Source organism: Thiofilum flexile DSM 14609 (assembly GCF_000380185.1).
Lineage (GTDB): Bacteria > Pseudomonadota > Gammaproteobacteria > Thiotrichales > Thiotrichaceae > Thiofilum > Thiofilum flexile.
Genome location: NZ_KB904749.1, coordinates 1 through 15,729 on the forward strand (window position 1 = coordinate 1; position 15,729 = coordinate 15,729).

At 45.1% G+C, this 15,729-nt stretch carries 18 protein-coding genes; 11 read left to right on the forward strand and 7 right to left on the reverse strand.

The genetic code is table 11. The features are described 5' to 3' along the window. Nucleotides 1–223: transposase (locus tag A3IK_RS18315; RefSeq protein ID WP_020558480.1), on the forward strand; the 223-nt coding region annotated here is incomplete at its 5' end. Nucleotides 224–313: 90 nt separating this feature from the next. After that, nucleotides 314–631 (forward strand): hypothetical protein, encoded by a 318-nt coding sequence (locus tag A3IK_RS21470; protein WP_020558481.1) that lies wholly within the window; start codon nucleotides 314–316, stop codon nucleotides 629–631. A gap of 7 nt (nucleotides 632–638) precedes the next feature. Here the strand turns inward: A3IK_RS21470 and A3IK_RS0102975 are convergent, their stop codons facing one another. Next, nucleotides 639–1,649: a helix-turn-helix domain-containing protein gene (locus A3IK_RS0102975; RefSeq protein WP_020558482.1), complete on the reverse strand. Its 1,011-nt coding sequence runs from the start codon at nucleotides 1,647–1,649 to the stop codon at nucleotides 639–641. A 77-nt stretch (nucleotides 1,650–1,726) separates the two neighbouring features. Between A3IK_RS0102975 and A3IK_RS18320 the strand changes: the two genes are divergently transcribed. The 6 genes from A3IK_RS18320 (at nucleotide 1,727) to A3IK_RS0103005 (ending at nucleotide 7,642) form a co-directional block, all read left to right on the forward strand. Then, nucleotides 1,727–1,993 carry a CopG family ribbon-helix-helix protein gene (locus A3IK_RS18320; protein ID WP_020558483.1) on the forward strand — a complete coding sequence of 89 codons (267 nt, stop codon included), beginning with the start codon at nucleotides 1,727–1,729 and terminating at the stop codon, nucleotides 1,991–1,993. 96 nt (nucleotides 1,994–2,089) lie between these two features. Beyond that, nucleotides 2,090–3,547 (forward strand): IMP dehydrogenase, encoded by a 1,458-nt coding sequence (gene guaB, locus A3IK_RS0102985; RefSeq protein ID WP_020558484.1) that lies wholly within the window; start codon nucleotides 2,090–2,092, stop codon nucleotides 3,545–3,547. A 2-nt stretch (nucleotides 3,548–3,549) separates the two neighbouring features. Continuing rightward, entirely contained in the window at nucleotides 3,550–5,127 is a 1,578-nt protein-coding gene (gene guaA / locus A3IK_RS0102990; protein WP_020558485.1) for a glutamine-hydrolyzing GMP synthase, read from the forward strand. 240 nt (nucleotides 5,128–5,367) lie between these two features. After that, nucleotides 5,368–6,039, forward strand: a complete 672-nt coding sequence (locus A3IK_RS0102995; protein WP_020558486.1) for a DUF6088 family protein — start codon at nucleotides 5,368–5,370, stop codon at nucleotides 6,037–6,039. Continuing rightward, nucleotides 6,023–6,742 carry a Fic/DOC family protein gene (locus A3IK_RS0103000; protein WP_020558487.1) on the forward strand — a complete coding sequence of 240 codons (720 nt, stop codon included), beginning with the start codon at nucleotides 6,023–6,025 and terminating at the stop codon, nucleotides 6,740–6,742. The genes A3IK_RS0102995 and A3IK_RS0103000 overlap by 17 nt, the downstream gene beginning before the upstream one ends. Before the next feature lie 102 nt (nucleotides 6,743–6,844). Next, complete coding sequence (locus A3IK_RS0103005) at nucleotides 6,845–7,642, forward strand: alpha/beta hydrolase (RefSeq protein ID WP_020558488.1); 798 nt, start codon at nucleotides 6,845–6,847, stop codon at nucleotides 7,640–7,642. Between the two features lie 53 nt (nucleotides 7,643–7,695). On the opposite strand, the gene A3IK_RS0103010 is transcribed toward A3IK_RS0103005, so the two are convergent. Together A3IK_RS0103010 and A3IK_RS0103015 are read right to left on the reverse strand one after the other, a co-directional pair. Then, nucleotides 7,696–8,079 (reverse strand): type II toxin-antitoxin system death-on-curing family toxin, encoded by a 384-nt coding sequence (locus tag A3IK_RS0103010; RefSeq protein WP_020558489.1) that lies wholly within the window; start codon nucleotides 8,077–8,079, stop codon nucleotides 7,696–7,698. Continuing rightward, entirely contained in the window at nucleotides 8,079–8,327 is a 249-nt protein-coding gene (locus A3IK_RS0103015) for a type II toxin-antitoxin system Phd/YefM family antitoxin (protein WP_020558490.1), read from the reverse strand. Before A3IK_RS0103015 ends, A3IK_RS0103010 begins: the two co-directional genes overlap by 1 nt. A gap of 146 nt (nucleotides 8,328–8,473) precedes the next feature. Between A3IK_RS0103015 and cysM the strand changes: the two genes are divergently transcribed. Both cysM and A3IK_RS0103025 read left to right on the forward strand, forming a co-directional pair. Further along, nucleotides 8,474–9,370 (forward strand): cysteine synthase CysM, encoded by an 897-nt coding sequence (gene cysM / locus A3IK_RS0103020; protein ID WP_020558491.1) that lies wholly within the window; start codon nucleotides 8,474–8,476, stop codon nucleotides 9,368–9,370. Between the two features lie 9 nt (nucleotides 9,371–9,379). Beyond that, complete coding sequence (locus A3IK_RS0103025) at nucleotides 9,380–10,168, forward strand: 3'-5' exonuclease (RefSeq protein WP_020558492.1); 789 nt, start codon at nucleotides 9,380–9,382, stop codon at nucleotides 10,166–10,168. On the opposite strand, the gene A3IK_RS0103030 is transcribed toward A3IK_RS0103025, so the two are convergent. The 3 genes from A3IK_RS0103030 to A3IK_RS0103040 are packed head-to-tail and all read right to left on the reverse strand — an operon-like array spanning nucleotide 10,162 to nucleotide 13,491. Next, nucleotides 10,162–10,650, reverse strand: a complete 489-nt coding sequence (locus A3IK_RS0103030) for a DUF3465 domain-containing protein (protein ID WP_020558493.1) — start codon at nucleotides 10,648–10,650, stop codon at nucleotides 10,162–10,164. The two genes, A3IK_RS0103025 and A3IK_RS0103030, sit on opposite strands and share 7 nt — an antisense overlap. Next, a complete protein-coding gene (locus tag A3IK_RS0103035; RefSeq protein WP_020558494.1) occupies nucleotides 10,650–11,966 on the reverse strand; it encodes a GTP-binding protein in 1,317 nt (438 codons plus the stop codon). The genes A3IK_RS0103030 and A3IK_RS0103035 overlap by 1 nt, the downstream gene beginning before the upstream one ends. Before the next feature lie 28 nt (nucleotides 11,967–11,994). Further along, nucleotides 11,995–13,491 (reverse strand): GTPase, encoded by a 1,497-nt coding sequence (locus tag A3IK_RS0103040; RefSeq protein WP_020558495.1) that lies wholly within the window; start codon nucleotides 13,489–13,491, stop codon nucleotides 11,995–11,997. Nucleotides 13,492–13,660: 169 nt separating this feature from the next. Between A3IK_RS0103040 and A3IK_RS0103045 the strand changes: the two genes are divergently transcribed. After that, on the forward strand, nucleotides 13,661–14,380 hold the full coding sequence (locus A3IK_RS0103045; RefSeq protein ID WP_020558496.1) for a proteasome-type protease: 720 nt from the start codon (nucleotides 13,661–13,663) through the stop codon (nucleotides 14,378–14,380). 199 nt (nucleotides 14,381–14,579) lie between these two features. Here A3IK_RS0103045 and galU read toward each other — a convergent pair whose 3' ends face one another. Beyond that, a complete protein-coding gene (galU, locus tag A3IK_RS0103050; protein ID WP_020558497.1) occupies nucleotides 14,580–15,527 on the reverse strand; it encodes a UTP--glucose-1-phosphate uridylyltransferase GalU in 948 nt (315 codons plus the stop codon). Between the last annotated feature and the right edge of the window lie 202 nt (nucleotides 15,528–15,729).

A 15,729-nucleotide genomic window follows, 5' to 3' on the forward strand; every position in this document is an offset into this window, starting at 1 on the left:
GAAACCCGTTGTGAGAAGCCTATGGGATCAGCTATTACTGCGTAAGCGGGCGATTATTGAGACCATCAATGATCAACTAAAAAATCAATCTCAAGTCGAGCATTCTCGTCATCGTTCTTTGACGAATTATATGGCAGATGTGGTCGCGGGATTGATTGCTTATACCTATCAACCCCGAAAACCCTCGTTAAATCTTAGTAGCTCTGCACTTATTGCATTGTAATCAATGAATTAACAGATTTTCTTATGTCGAACTCAGGTTGTATAGGGTCTGTTAAAGTGGGAGGTACTGTTTGTATTTTAAGGCTTAACGATGGAAGACATCCTGCTAGGCATCCCCCTCATCATAATTGTTATCTTAGTAAGAGTTATAATTCCAGTAGTGATTTTATTACTGCCATGTGTAGCAATTAGCAACTTGGCAACCAAAATTTTGCCAGCTCACTATAACATTACACCCAAGATATTGATTGTTCCCTCAATAGTGTTGGCAATAGTGACTATGGCTATAATGAGTGTATTCAAAATTTCAGATCCATCTATTGTTGATTTTGTATTGTTTTCTGTAGTTTGGGTGCCTGCTTTATCGGTTGCTATTGTTATTTATAATCTAGTACGAAAAAATAAATAATAGTGGTCTAGCCAGTGCTAGTCTTGAGCATTAGCTTACGAAAAGCGCTCGGTGTCATGCCGGTAATTTCCCGAAACGCTGAATAGAAATTAGACTGCGAATTAAAGCCTACACTTAAACCAATCGAGAGCACCGAAGCCTTTGGTTCGTTAATCAATTGCGTCTTAGCCGCCTCTACTCGCCATTCACGCATATAACGTGCAAAGCCTTTGCCAAGTTGGGTATTAATCAGTTCAGACAGTTGATGGCTGGTGATACCTAATTCATGGGCGAGGGTAGCAAGGTCTAGCTCAGGATCGGTGAAGCGTTGTTGCTGCATCAGGGTGGTTAAGCGCTCTAATACTTGCGGGCAATCCACTTGGGTGAGGGTGGAGACTGCATAGGTTTCTTGCGCTGCTTCGGTGACTTGTTCGGGTAATTCGGGGGCGAGGTTTAACACAAAATTAGTCAATAAAAAGGCTAATCCAATGGCAGTCGCATAGAGGCTGAAAAACACTTGCTCCGTTAACCACGGTAGGAGTAATACCAAGCCTGATACCGCTAAGGCGATGATAAATACCGCACTGAGTATCAATAGCTCCCCTTTAAAGCGATTACGTTGGGCACGAAGCGCATACACACTCGTAGCGAGCCAGATTAAATACCCCGCTCCGATTAAAAAAGCCCATAGTAGTGCTTGGTGAGGCCTCAGCATAAAGCCTAGTAAAACAGGTAAATAATGTAATAGTTGCGATGGTCTATAGTGGGGCGTGCCATAGAGAAAGGGCTTGTTGAATAGATAAAAAGTAGGAGCAATGGCAAATAAAGTACAACTGTAGCCTAGGCTATGAATGAAGGGCGATTGAAACTGTAAGAAAGCAAAATGGCTGAGTTGTAGGATACTTAATAACCCTAGTAATAGCAGACCTAATAAGGCTTGCAGCCGCCCTAACTGAGTCCGTAGACGAGTAATGCTGAGTAATAAAGCACTAAATAGGGAGTAGCCGATGAGTAAGAGTGCAAAATTAGTTAGTAACATATAGTTAAATTTCCTCTCTCTAAAAATAAGCTTATCCTAAGAGGTGGCACTAGGTAACACTGATTAAGAGATTCATCATGGTAGAGAAGAATACACATACAGGCTCATCGGGTACTACTTTCATTAAATTAGGCGCTCGTAAAGAGGCTTTAGCACAGTTGGCTAAACATAAACAACGCTCTTTACATAGTTTGGTATTAGAGGCTGTTGATAATTATGTCGCTCAAGAGCAAGCGCGGTTAGAGTACGAAGCGCAAGCGATGCGTTCCTATGAGAATTTTCAAGCAACGGGTTTACATATTACGCTAGATGAGCTGGAAACAGGCCAACATCTAAAGGGCTAGTTAAGTTGTATTAGTGTCTTAGCTAATTACCCATTTACCACTTATCGCACAAACCCTATAATTAGCCGCCTACTTTTAATAGGTCTGGAAAATAGTATGCGTATCCTTCAGGAAGCCCTTACTTTTGACGATGTGCTCCTCGTCCCCGCTCACTCGACCGTCCTGCCTGCCAATACGGATCTGAGTTGCCAATTAACCCGTAACATTCGTCTTAATATTCCCTTGGTTTCAGCCGCGATGGATACGGTCACCGAATACCGTCTAGCCATAGCGCTCGCTCAAGAGGGGGGGCTGGGGGTAATTCATAAAAATATGAGTGCCCAACAACAAGCCCGCCAAGTGCGTGCTGTTAAAAAATACGAAAGCGGTATTATTAAAGACCCCATTACTGTGACACCCGACACCACCATCCGTGATGTGATGGAATTAACCCGCGCGAAAAATATTTCCGGTGTACCGGTCGTACTCGGCGAAAAATTAGTAGGGATCGTGACCGGACGCGATTTGCGTTTTGAAACCCGTTTAGATGAACCTGTTAGTACCATTATGACCCCACAAGAGCGTCTGGTAACAGTAACCGAAGGGGCAGGGCGTGATGAAATTGAACATTTATTACATAAGCACCGGATTGAAAAAGTACTGGTGGTGAATGATAAATTCCAATTACGCGGCCTAATCACAGTCAAAGATATTCAAAAATCCACCGACTACCCCCATGCGAGTAAAGATGCCTTTGGTAGTTTACGAGTCGGTGCAGCGGTCGGTGTGGGACATGGCACTGAGGAACGTGTGCTGGCTTTGGTCGAGGCTGGTGTGGATGTGATCGTTGTAGATACGGCGCATGGTCATTCACAAGGTGTGCTGGATCGAGTGACTTGGGTGAAAAAGAACTTCCCTCATGTACAGGTCATTGGTGGCAATATTGCAACCGGAGCAGCTGCACTTGATTTAGTGAAAGCCGGAGCCGACGGGGTTAAGGTCGGTATTGGCCCTGGGTCTATTTGTACCACCCGGATTGTAGCCGGTGTGGGGGTGCCACAAATTAGCGCTATTATGAATGTATCTAGTGCCTTACAAGGTACAGGCGTCCCTATGATTGCCGATGGTGGCATTCGCTATTCGGGCGATGTGGCTAAAGCGCTAGCCTCTGGTGCCGATTGCGTCATGTTAGGCGGCCTCTTTGCGGGAACAGATGAAGCACCGGGTGAAATTGAAATTTTCCAAGGTCGCTCTTATAAAGCCTATCGCGGGATGGGTTCACTAGGTGCTATGGCGAAAGGTTCGAGTGATCGCTATTTCCAAGAATCTGAAAATGCCGTGGATAAACTCGTACCCGAAGGTATTGAGGGACGTGTGCCTTATAAAGGCGCTCTGATGCCTATTATTCATCAATTAATGGGTGGCGTGCGGGCGAGCATGGGGTATGTAGGCTGTGCCAATTTAGACGAGATGCGTACTAAGCCTTCTTTTGTACGGATTACCTCGGCAGGCATGCGTGAGTCTCATGTCCATGATGTCACTATTACTAAAGAAGCTCCTAACTATCGAGTGTAACTATGAACCACGATATTCATTCTGACCGAATTCTCATCTTAGATTTTGGTTCACAATACACTCAGCTGATCGCACGACGGGTGCGTGAAATAGGCGTTTATTGTGAAATTCTACCTTGGGATATTACCGAACAAGACGTGATTGAGTTTGGGGCGAAAGGGATTATTCTCTCCGGTAGTCCTGAGTCGGTCACACAAACTAATGCACCCTTTGCCCCGCCTAATGTATTTACTTTAGGTTTGCCAGTACTGGGTATTTGCTACGGCATGCAAACGATGGCGGTGCAATTAGGGGGTAAGGTTGAAGGCTCTGATCATAGCGAGTTTGGCTATGCATCGGTACGAGCGCGAGGACATACCCGATTACTCAATCATATTGCTGACTCGACCACTGCCGAAGGGCATGGCATGTTGGACGTATGGATGTCACACGGGGATAAAGTGACGGAAATGCCAGCAGGCTTTAAGCTCATGGCGAGTACCGATAGTGCCCCGATTGCGGCGATGGCAGATGAGTCTCGTCAACTCTATGCGTTGCAATTTCACCCAGAAGTCACCCATACCAAACAGGGTAAAGCGATTTTAGAGCGTTTTGTACGGGATATTTCTGGCTGTGCAGGCTTATGGACGACGAGCAATATTATTGAAGACAGCATTGAGCGAGTACGTGCTCAGGTTGGCTCGGATGAGGTGATTCTAGGCTTATCTGGCGGGGTGGACTCCTCGGTTGTAGCCGCTTTACTGCACAAAGCGATTGGTGATCAGCTTACCTGTGTCTTTGTTGATACTGGACTCTTACGCTATCAAGAAGGTGATCAAGTAATGAATACCTTCGCCGAGCATATGGGTGTCAAAGTGATTCGTGTCAATGCGGAAGAGCGCTTTCTGACCGAATTAAAAGGCGTATCCGATCCTGAAGCGAAACGTAAAATTATTGGTCGAGTCTTCGTTGAAATTTTTGACGAAGAATCCCAAAAACTCAGCAATGCTAGATGGCTAGCTCAAGGTACGATTTATCCCGATGTGATTGAATCGGCAGGCAGTAAAACCGGCAAAGCGCATGTGATTAAATCGCATCACAATGTGGGTGGCTTACCTGAACATATGAAACTAGGCTTAGTAGAACCCTTACGCGAGCTATTCAAAGACGAAGTTCGCGTCATGGGGGTGGCACTAGGTTTACCGCCAGCGATGGTTTATCGCCATCCTTTCCCCGGCCCTGGTTTAGGGGTGCGGATTTTAGGTGAGGTGAAAAAAGAGTATGCCGATGTATTGCGCCTAGCTGATCATATTTTCATTGAAGAGTTACGTAAACACGATTTATATGACAAAACGGCGCAAGCCTTTGCGGTATTTCTGCCGGTGAAGTCGGTCGGAGTGACCGGAGACGGGCGGCGTTATGATCATGTGATCGCACTACGTGCGGTGGAAACGATTGATTTTATGACCGCCCGTTGGGCCTATTTACCCTATGAGTTTTTGGATGTGGTATCGCGCCGCATTATCAATGAACTCAAAGGGGTATCGCGTGTGGTGTATGATATCTCTGGTAAACCACCGGCTACGATTGAGTGGGAGTGATCATAGATTAGTAGTGACTGACTAGCAGAAGTTAACAGATAAGCCCATGGAAGCGTGGGCTTATCTATTTTTGTGTTTGAAATGTTTATAAGTACTCCGATTATAGGGCGTTTTTTTATTACAAGTGATGCCGGTTTTTTGATTGAAAACCATGGCATAACTATATGTAATTAAAGTAAAAATTGAATTTTATAAGAATATCTATTAAAATAGTAGTATAGGTATGAAGAGGTACTTGTCATGAAACTTGAAGCTCGCATGCGCCAGTCGATCAAACGTCGTTCAGGGACTGTGATATTTCGCTCAGATATTGCTGCTTTAGGAAGCCAGACACAGGTAACACATGTGTTGAATGCCCTATTAAAGAAAGGCGAGCTTCTGCGGTTGGCCTCAGGAGTTTATGCGAAGGCAAAGCAAGTGGCAGGAAATGGGCAGGTAAGACCTCAAGCAAGTCTGGAGACGATTATCCGTGAGGTTACTAAGAAATGGGGGCTTGTATTACATGAAAAGCCCACCCCTTTTAGTTCTGGAAGTACAGACGAGATTGTCATTGAGACGGAAACGCCCCGAATTTCACGCAAGCTGATGATTGATGGAAGGATAGTGTGGGTACGCAGCCAGCGGCGCAAACCTAAAAATAACGCTTTATCTCTACAGCAAACAATCCCGACCAAGGGGGTGGCTCGCTATATACAAGATCTTGCTTATCAGCATCAAATTATTTACACCGATAACCCAATGGATCAGTGGGCTGATACGGTCACACGTTTGGCTGGGGATGAGGTGAAATCGGATGGTATTGAAGATCTTCTTATTGCATTGAAACGAGCTGGAAAACTCTCGAAGCAAGATGTTGCGATATTAGCGGTTAATTACTTGAGGGAGCGGCAACAGAGTGTTCGACCCATTTAAGGATTTTGACCAAGCGGGTTACTTGCGTAATCGATTTAAAGAAAAAGATCCAGATATTGTACGTGAGCTTGAGCACACAATGTTTCGTGCTGGGTTAGATGAGGCCTTGGCTTATGTGGCAAAGCGTAAAACGCTCGTTTATGAAGATTTTCTCGCTGTTCATCGTATTTTGTTCTTAGAACTCTACCCTTGGGCTGGTCAGGATCGTGCAGCAACAGCACCCAACAGTGCTGTATCTAAGGCTAATATAATGTTTTGCCACCCCTTTGATGTTCGACGTGCTGTGGAGGAGGGGCTACGTATAGGACAAAATAAAAAGGCTCTACGTCATCGTTTGGGTGAGGTAATGGGGTGGTTTGCTTATGGGCACCCATTTCTTGATGGGAATGGTCGTACTATGCTGATCATCCACAGTGAGCTTTGCCATCGAGCAGGCTTTTGCATTGAGTGGCAACGCACACATAAAGTAGATTATCTGACCGCATTGAGTGCTGAAATATCTGCTCCGGGTAAAGGACATTTGGATTGTTACTTAAGCCCTTTCATCGGTGTATTGCGTAATCGAGAGTGGTGGGGTGGTTCTATTGATAGTATTCAAGGGTTGGATGGACGCAGTGTTCAGAATACGGTGGATGGTGACTATTCTGATGCCCATGTAGCGCAGAAGTATCAGGAGTTCGAGATGAATCGTAATCGTCATTGAGAATAATCAGTAATAGAGGGCAATGATATGCCCATGAATTAGCTTCACGTCACTAGCCAAAGCGTAGTATGTTCACTACGCTTTCGGTCAAAAGGATTTTTCATGTCATTAGAAGTTTTAGAGCGCTCTGCAGCAGCGTCCGATTCGGCTGTGCCTATTTTATTTGTCCACGGCATTTTAAGTGGTGCTTGGATTTGGGATGAGTATTTTATGCCTTGGTTTGCTAAACGAGGTTTTCATCCTTTTGCAGTCAGTTTACGTGGGCATGGTAACTCACCAGCGGGTAAGCCCTTAGATCAATTGGCTCTGCATGATTTTGTGGCAGATGTACGCCAAACGGTGTTACGTATTCAACAATCCACCGGACGCGAGCCGATATTAGTCGGGCATTCCATGGGTGGAATGGTGGTGCAGCGCTATTTATCCGAGTATCAAGCGCCTGCTGCGGTATTAATGTGTAGCTTGCCCCCGCAAGGCATGATGCCATTGTCGATTTCGAGTACCTTGACGAATCCACTACTCGCTATGCAAATGGCGAAGGTGTATAGCTTTCCTGAAATGGCGGATACCAGTTTTGCCCGTGATATTTTGTTTTATCACCCAGCGGAAGAGACAGACCTAGCGCGTTGGTTTGCGACACCGCAACGCGAATCAATGCGTTTGTTGTGGGATTTAAATATGGCTTTGCCTTTGGTATCGCGGGTGATGAAAACGCCATTAAGTGTAGTGGGGGCGCGTCATGATCGCTTAGTACCCACCGGTATTGTGCAATGGACGGCGAGCACTTACCGTTGTCAATTGGATTGGGTGAATGCCGGACATGCCGTGATGCTAGAACAAAATTGGCAAGAAACGGCTCAAGTCCTACAAAATAGCGTTCAAGGCTTGCTCGTAGCATAGGCTTTGCGCCCTCTCATTCCGCGTGTATAGTGACTGATCATGATGAATAGTCACTATGCCCCAATGATGTGGCTGCGCAGCCAAGCCGCTAAATCTTGCTCATCTCGCTTACCTTGTGCTACTTCAATAATCACATCGGCGGCTTCTATCACATCAAACGTTGGATCAATCCCATTTAACACCAGGCAGATATTCATAGCGGTAAACGCTGTGCGCTTATTACCATCATTGAATACATGCCCTACCGCTAATACGGTGGCATAGGTCGCTGCTAGTTCGTAAACATCGTTGATTAAACCATAAGTTAGGCGATTTTCGACGCGTGCTAATGCACTGACTAGCGACTTATCGCCTGCTAAACCCGCTAACTCGCCTTCATACAGTACTTGCTCGTGTAGGTACTCAATCTCTTCAGCACTTAATAAAACGTAAGTCATTATTTATCCCGCAAATAATCTAATGCAGGGGTAAGCCGTTGTTTCTGAATAGCAAAAGCCTGTTTGACAGCCTCTAAACCCGCAGGACGAGCCGGAATGATTTCCACGGCACTGATGGGTACGAAATAACCCACTACTTGATTACGATTTAGAATAGCAATAGGGGTATCACCCGCTTGACTAAAAATCTTGGCAGGCTCGCGTAGTTCAGTCATGGAAACCGTTTTTGTAGTCAATAAGGTCTGCATATTGTGTATCCTAATACATAGTTAAATATGAATTTAAGTATATAGTACAACAAAAGCATCACAACTGAACATGTAGAGAGGAGCTTTGCGCCCTTTCATTCCGCGTGTATAGTGACTGATCATGATGAATAGTTAGATGAGTCACTATGCGCTATCCAACGCTGGAATCCTTTATTGGTAATACCCCTTTAGTCGAATTACAACGTCTGTCTGCTCAGACGAGCAATACTTTATTAGTTAAATTAGAGGGCAATAACCCTGCCGGATCGGTCAAAGATCGGCCTGCCTATTCTATGATTCAACAAGCTGAATTACGGGGCGATATTAAAGCAGGCGATACCTTAATTGAGGCGACTAGTGGTAATACCGGTATTGCGTTAGCCATGGTTGCTGCGATGAAAGGCTATAAGATGCTACTCATTATGCCAGACACCATGAGTGCCGAGCGTCGTGCATCTATGCGAGCCTATGGAGCGGAGTTGATTTTGGTGAGTAAAGAGCAAGGCGGCATGGAAGGGGCGCGTGATTTAGCTTTGCAAATGGAGCGTGAAGGGAAGGGTAAAGTATTAAACCAATTTGCCAATCCTGATAATCCTCGTGCTCATTATGTAGGAACTGGGCCAGAGATTTGGCGCGATACGCAAGGACAGGTCACTCATTTTGTCAGTAGCATGGGTACGACGGGAACCATTATGGGAACCGGACGCTATCTCAAAGAGCAAAACCCTGAAATTCAAATTGTTGGGGTACGTCCAGCCACGCAACAAGATCAGATTCCGGGGATTCGCCGTTGGACGCCGGAATATTTGCCCCAAATTTTTAATCCCGCCCTGATTGATCTAGAGATAGATGTCACCCAAGTAGAGGCCGAGACCACTATGCGCCGCTTAGCGACTGAGGAGGGCATTTTTTGTGGCGTATCCTCCGGTGGAGCGGTGGCTGCTGCCCTTAGACTCGCACAGACCGTGGAGCATGCTACCATAGTCACCATTATCTGTGATCGGGGTGATCGCTATATTTCCACAGGCGTTTTTCCGGCTTAAAGGACAAAAATGAACACATTAGTATTTGATATTGAAACAGTCCCTGATATTGAAGGCGGGCGGCGTATTTATGAATTGGGTGATTTAGACCCTGATGGTGTTGCTAAAGCAATGTTTCATTTACGCTTTCAAAAAACTGGATCGGAGTTTTTGCCGCATCATTTGCAGCGCATTGTCGCGATTTCAGTGACCTTTCGTGGGCGTAATGATGAGTTTAAGGTGTGGTCATTAGGCGATGAGCAGGCCAGTGAAAAAGAGCTAATTCAACGCTTTTTTGATGGCATTGAAAAATACTCACCTACCTTAGTGTCGTGGAATGGAGGGGGTTTTGATTTACCCGTGTTACATTATCGCGCCATGCTCCATAAAATCAGTGCGCCGCGCTATTGGGACTTAGGTGAGGATGATTCGAGCTTTAAATATAATAACTATATTAGCCGCTATCATTTACGCCATACCGATTTAATGGATTTATTAGCGCTTTATACTGGACGTGCTAATGCGCCTTTAGATGAGTTAGCCACGATGATGGGATTTCCGGGTAAAATGGGTATGGATGGCTCTAAAGTATGGGATGCTTATCAAGCTGGTAAAATAGCGGATATTCGCCATTACTGTGAAACGGATGTGTTAAATACTTGGCTGGTTTATTTACGCTTTCAATTAATGCGCGGTCAAATCAATGTAGCAAAATATAATGCTGAATGTGATTTAGTCCGTCAGCATTTAAAAAGCTCAACGAAAGACTATTTAATAGCGTTTGAAAAAGCGTGGCTATTAGATGCGGATGGTCACTGATAGCGTAGTCCTTGATAGTCGATCCAGCCGCCTTGCGTGCGGCCTTTAGGGTCATGATGAGTCCAATGGAGCACACCGCCTTTATCGTTCCACACATATTCGCCTCTGAGTGTGAGGGTATCACTCTGTTTAACAGGTACTCGTTTTGCGATATCAATATTATGGGCAATTAATAAAGTGATATTAGGCGCTATTTCAATGAGAAAGCGTTGATGCATGGAGCCTTCACGATCATCTTTGAGTAATTTAATAACCTTACCAGATAAAGTGACCCAAAATTTAGCTTCGGTATTTTGTTCACGTAAGGCTTGTTGAATTTTAGCAACGGCGTTGGTTTGGTCTTTAGCACTTAAGGCGACACTTTGTGCGGAGGTGGTGGGGGCTGGCACGCTACTTTGATAGCCCCGATTGAAAAAATACTGATAGATAGCGGCACAGATGACTACCGCTATTACTAACCAACGCCGTAGAGATTGAGGCATTATTTATCCTTGTCTTTTTTAGTGCGGATATACGATAAAATTTCTTCCCGTGCCTCAGACATGACTGAATCACGATCAAGACTATCCAAAATTTGTTGCACCACTAACTTAGGTCCGGCATCGCCCCATGATTTGCCGTTAGCTAACCAACGCTCCGCAACTTGCCCGATGACTAAGGTACTATACCACGCCAAAGCCCCTTGTGTGGCAGCAGTAATCAAAGTTGATACTCCAAAGGTAGAAACTTTCAGCGCCGAGGAGAGTAGATTCACCACCCAAGTAGCCCCCATGAGCAAGGTCAGATGGGTGATAATGACGGTAATAAGCTCCTTAGACTCTTTCATCGACATGGGTAAGCCATAGAGCTTAGATAGGTGTAAAACCATCGCTGCATCAATGGCAGCCGCCGCAACCAAATCCGCAACCGGAATCGGATTCACCGCAACGGCAACCCCTTTGGCAATGCAGTACAAACGAATCGTTTTAGCACCTAACTGACGCTTAACGGTTAAAATCCGCTCGGAAACTTCTTGGCTTAAATCGCTGGCAAATAGGGACGCATTTAAAGCGGATAAGGTTTTACCATCAGCTTCAATAATATCCCAGAGACGCATTTTTAAAGCGGCAATATCAATAGGGCGCTGGCGTACACTTTCGTGCTCTTCACCTTTATCATCAACGGTAATAATCGTTTGATTACGCACTTGTGAGACGGTAAATACAATATTTTCGGGCGCAATAATGCCCTGAGTGCGAGTACGCAAAATGGCACGTAATTGCTTACGCTCGGCTTCGGTATAACGATCCGCCTTATTGACGACTAAAATAATCGGGCGGTGAACTTGGGCAACTTGTTTGAGTGCTTCAAACTCGACTTCGGTTATATCGCTATCAATGACGAATAAAAGTAAATCCGCACGGCGCGAAACTTCATAGGCCAGCCTTTCCCGCTCCTCGCCTTGTACCTCATTAATCCCCGGCGTATCGATAAGGTAAATACCATGATCGGAGTATTCAGGCCACTGATTCATGGAGGCTTGTTTAGTTTCGCCATGTAATACGCTGGTGCTAAATACATTTTTACCTAATAACGCATTCAAGAGCGAGGATTTACCTACACTCACGCGCCCAAACACCGCAATATGCACATGGCCTTGCTCTAGCTTTTCTAGCATAGCGCGGATTTGATCGTAATCCTCTTGCAGGGCATCCCGCACATTCGTGGGGACATTATCCTCAAATAGCTTCCTTAAGCTGTCTGTGGCGAGTTTTAAATGCTGTTCGCCGCCGGTGGAGGGTTCAGGTGTCTCTGCCATCCTTGGCTCAGTTATGACCTCAACCGATTCAGCGCTGCTCTTCTTGTTTAGCACTGGAACCTGATTTGTAATGGTCGATAACCAATCTGGCAAATGTTTTTGTACGTTCTTCCAGATTTCCACTCAACATCTCCCTAAAGGTAATGGCAGCAGGTGCGGCTTTTAGTTCTCCCCGCTGCTCTAAAGTATGTAAAACCGCATTGCCTAAGGCATCAAAAATCAAACCATAAGCGACAGCATGTACCATGCCTCCTGCCACCGTTCCTATCCCCGGAAAGGCCTTTAAACCATTACCAATCACAGCAAGGATGATAGGCAGCGTTTTTTTCACCTGATTCTGGCTGAAGTCTAAGAAATCGTCGAGGTCTAATTGGCTGACGGGGCTATCATACAGCTTGCATAGTTCTTGAACCATGCGGGTGCCAATAATACCTTGAATCACAATATCTGTCCCCGGAGCCATCGCTGCCATCGCTCCGAGTACCGCATTCCGAGTGCTGGTATGGACAATTTTCTTACCCTGATCATAACGATGAGCGCGTTTGGTGGCATCTAGTTTTTGTTTGACTAGACTGAAAACACTCGCATCCCGTAACTCACCTAGTAGTTCCTCGCGGTCATCAATAATGGTCTGAATAGCCTTAGCGAGAGACTCAATTTTAACTTTACGGGGGCGCATGAAGGTTTCTTCGTGTCCATCGGGATTTATCCGTACCACTTCTTCTTGTCCACCGGATTGTACAAAGACAACTTGTGGGCCTTTATCTTCAAAACGCGATTCAATTTGTTCACGAATTTGAATTTTTTCTTCTGCGGTATAAAGATCGCTCTTATTAACCGCAATAATAGTGGGTTTATTAAATTGATAGAGGGTTTGAATATCATTGAATTGGGTGCGACTCAGATCCGAGTCCGTGACATAAACAACCATTTGCGCCCGAATGGCTTCATCTAAGGCGACTTGATCTAATTCACCCTCTGCTTCATTGCGTCCGGGGAGGTCAGTGAGTAAGAGCTGATCACCTGCACTACTAGTCCAACGGTATTCTGATACTTCACGCGTGGAGCCACCTCTGAGGTTTATCTCCACATTCGCCTCTGGTAAGAGGGCTTTGATAATCGAGGATTTGCCCGTACTCACATCACCATAAAACGCAATATGAATTTGTCCAGCTTCTTTACGTGTTTGTAATTTTTTAAGCTCCTCACGAATAGCCGTCATATCAATGCCGGAGTCTTCGACTTGCTGAATTTCTTGGGTGAGGCTTTCAGCGGTAGGGGGGGTATTATCTGCTTTACGGGAACGGCTGGGGAAAAGTAGTTTATACATCACCCAGGCACTACTTAAGATAACGCCAAGAATTAAAGTAAGATAAGTATAAAAGAGCCAACTAGGTAGCGTTTGTAGGCGTGCCCATACATCTAACAGGCTTTGGGTGGCAAAAAATACAAATAATAACAGTAGTACAGTGCCTACTAATACCGCTCCTGCTAGCAGCATCCGAAAACGTTGATTAAATTTCATAGTAATAATAGTCCTCGTTAATCCGCATCGGTTGAGTCCGCACCTAGTCATGCAGGGGGCGAATCATAGCTTATTTATGATAGAGCGTGAATGTTTCCACAGCTAACCATTGACCTTCAGGGGCGAGTCGCATAATTTATATCTCACCAAAAACTCTCAAGAAGCATCCATGACCTATTGCGTTGCAACCTATTTAACAGACGGTTTAGTCTTTACATCCGACTCCCGCACTAATGCGGGTATCGATAATGTCAGCACCTACAGCAAAATGCACGTCTTTGAAACCAATCCTGATCGGTTTCTAGTACTGATGAGCGCGGGTAACTTAGGAACTACTCAAGGTGTTCTACAACAATTACGCCGCGACATTGTGGAGGACAAGCCTTACAACCTCAATACCTTAAACTACCTCGCCGATATCGCCGATTATATCGGTGAAACCTTGGTTAATCGTATTAGACGCCATTCCGAGAATACTGGTTTTATGCCAGATGCCACTTTAGTACTAGGTGGGCAAATTAGCGGTCGTCCCCATAATCTTTATATGATCTATCCGCAAGGGAATTATATAACCACCTCTGATGATACCCCCTACCTGCAAATTGGAGAAAGTAAATACGGTAAACCGGTACTTGATCGCTTTATTAATGCCGCTACTTCCTTAGAAGATGCTGCCATTTGCTCCTTGATTTCCATGGATTCGACCATGAAAAGTAATGCGAGTGTAGGACCTCCCATTGAGCTGCTGATTTATCGCACCAATCAATTTAAAACCGCACAGTCTTTTAAATTAGATGCTGATCATCCCTACCTCATTTCCGTGCGTCATGAATGGGCGAATCAATTACATCGCGCCTTTTTAGCCATGCCACGTTTGCCTAACGCCTAGTCCCATAAACTAAAAGCCAGTCTAACTGGCTTTTAGCTTAGTACCAAAATCTACAAGTGCTAAGTAGGTATACCAAAGTAATCGATTATTTCTTCCGCAGCCGCTATGAATACATCCCTGTACGCTACAAGGCGGCATCCCTGCCGCCAAGACTGCTCCAGAAATACCCGATTACTTTGGCTCAAGTAATTAGCAATTGTTAATCAAAGGTTTTCACCAGCTCTTTTAAAAAGCTTTTAAATTCAGGAGCGAGTTGAGCATGACGAGCCGCATATTCAACATTTGCTTTCATATAGCCTAATTTATCACCGCAATCATGGCTGCGTCCGGTCATATGAAAGGCATGTACCGAGTATTCAGGGTGCTCAATCAACATCGCAATCGCATCCGTCAGTTGAATTTCATCCCCTTTACCGGGTGGGGTGCGGCGTAACATATCCCAAATCGCAGCCGGTAATACATAACGTCCGACTACGGCAAGATTAGAGGGAGCTTGATGTGCGGCGGGTTTTTCCACCACAGCTTGCATGGGTGCAGAACTACCCGGTTCTAAGAAATGACCATTAATATCCACCACACCATAAGAAGAAACACTCTCTAAGGGGACGGGTTCCACCATGATTTGGCTGGCTCCCGTTTCATCAAAGAGTGCCAACATGCGGGCTAGATTTTCGGTTTTGAGATTGCAAGCTACCTCATCAACCAATACATCGGGTAGCACTACTGCAAAGGGCTGATCACCAATCAAAGGGTGAGCACAGAGCACTGCATGACCTAAACCTTTAGCAACGCCTTGACGGACATGCATAATGGTCACATCTTTAGGGCAAATGGAGCGCACTTCTTCTAATAGTTGGCGCTTAACCCGCTTTTCTAGCATAGTTTCGAGTTCAAAACTGGTATCAAAATGATTTTCGATAGAGTTTTTACTCGAATGTGTGACTAAAATAATTTCTTTAATTCCCGCTGCTACACATTCAGCCACAATATATTGGATCAGCGGTTTATCAACGACCGGAAGCATCTCTTTAGGTATCGCCTTAGTAGCAGGCAACATGCGAGTACCTAAACCTGCCACCGGGATCACAGCCTTACGAATTTTATGTAATTGTTCTTGTTCTTTCATATTAGGATTAACTCGATACATGGGGCTACTACCAGTGTAAGCAAAAAAAGAGGATAGTACTGAAAATACCGATGGATGGGATAGCTGATGGTATAATCAGTACATTAATGGAAAATATTATAGCGCCTTTGGATGAAATAACATCTTTAGTTGTTTGGATAAGTTTAATGTTAAAGGCGTTAAGTACTTGAGCCAAAGTCATCAGGTATTTCCTCCGCAGCCG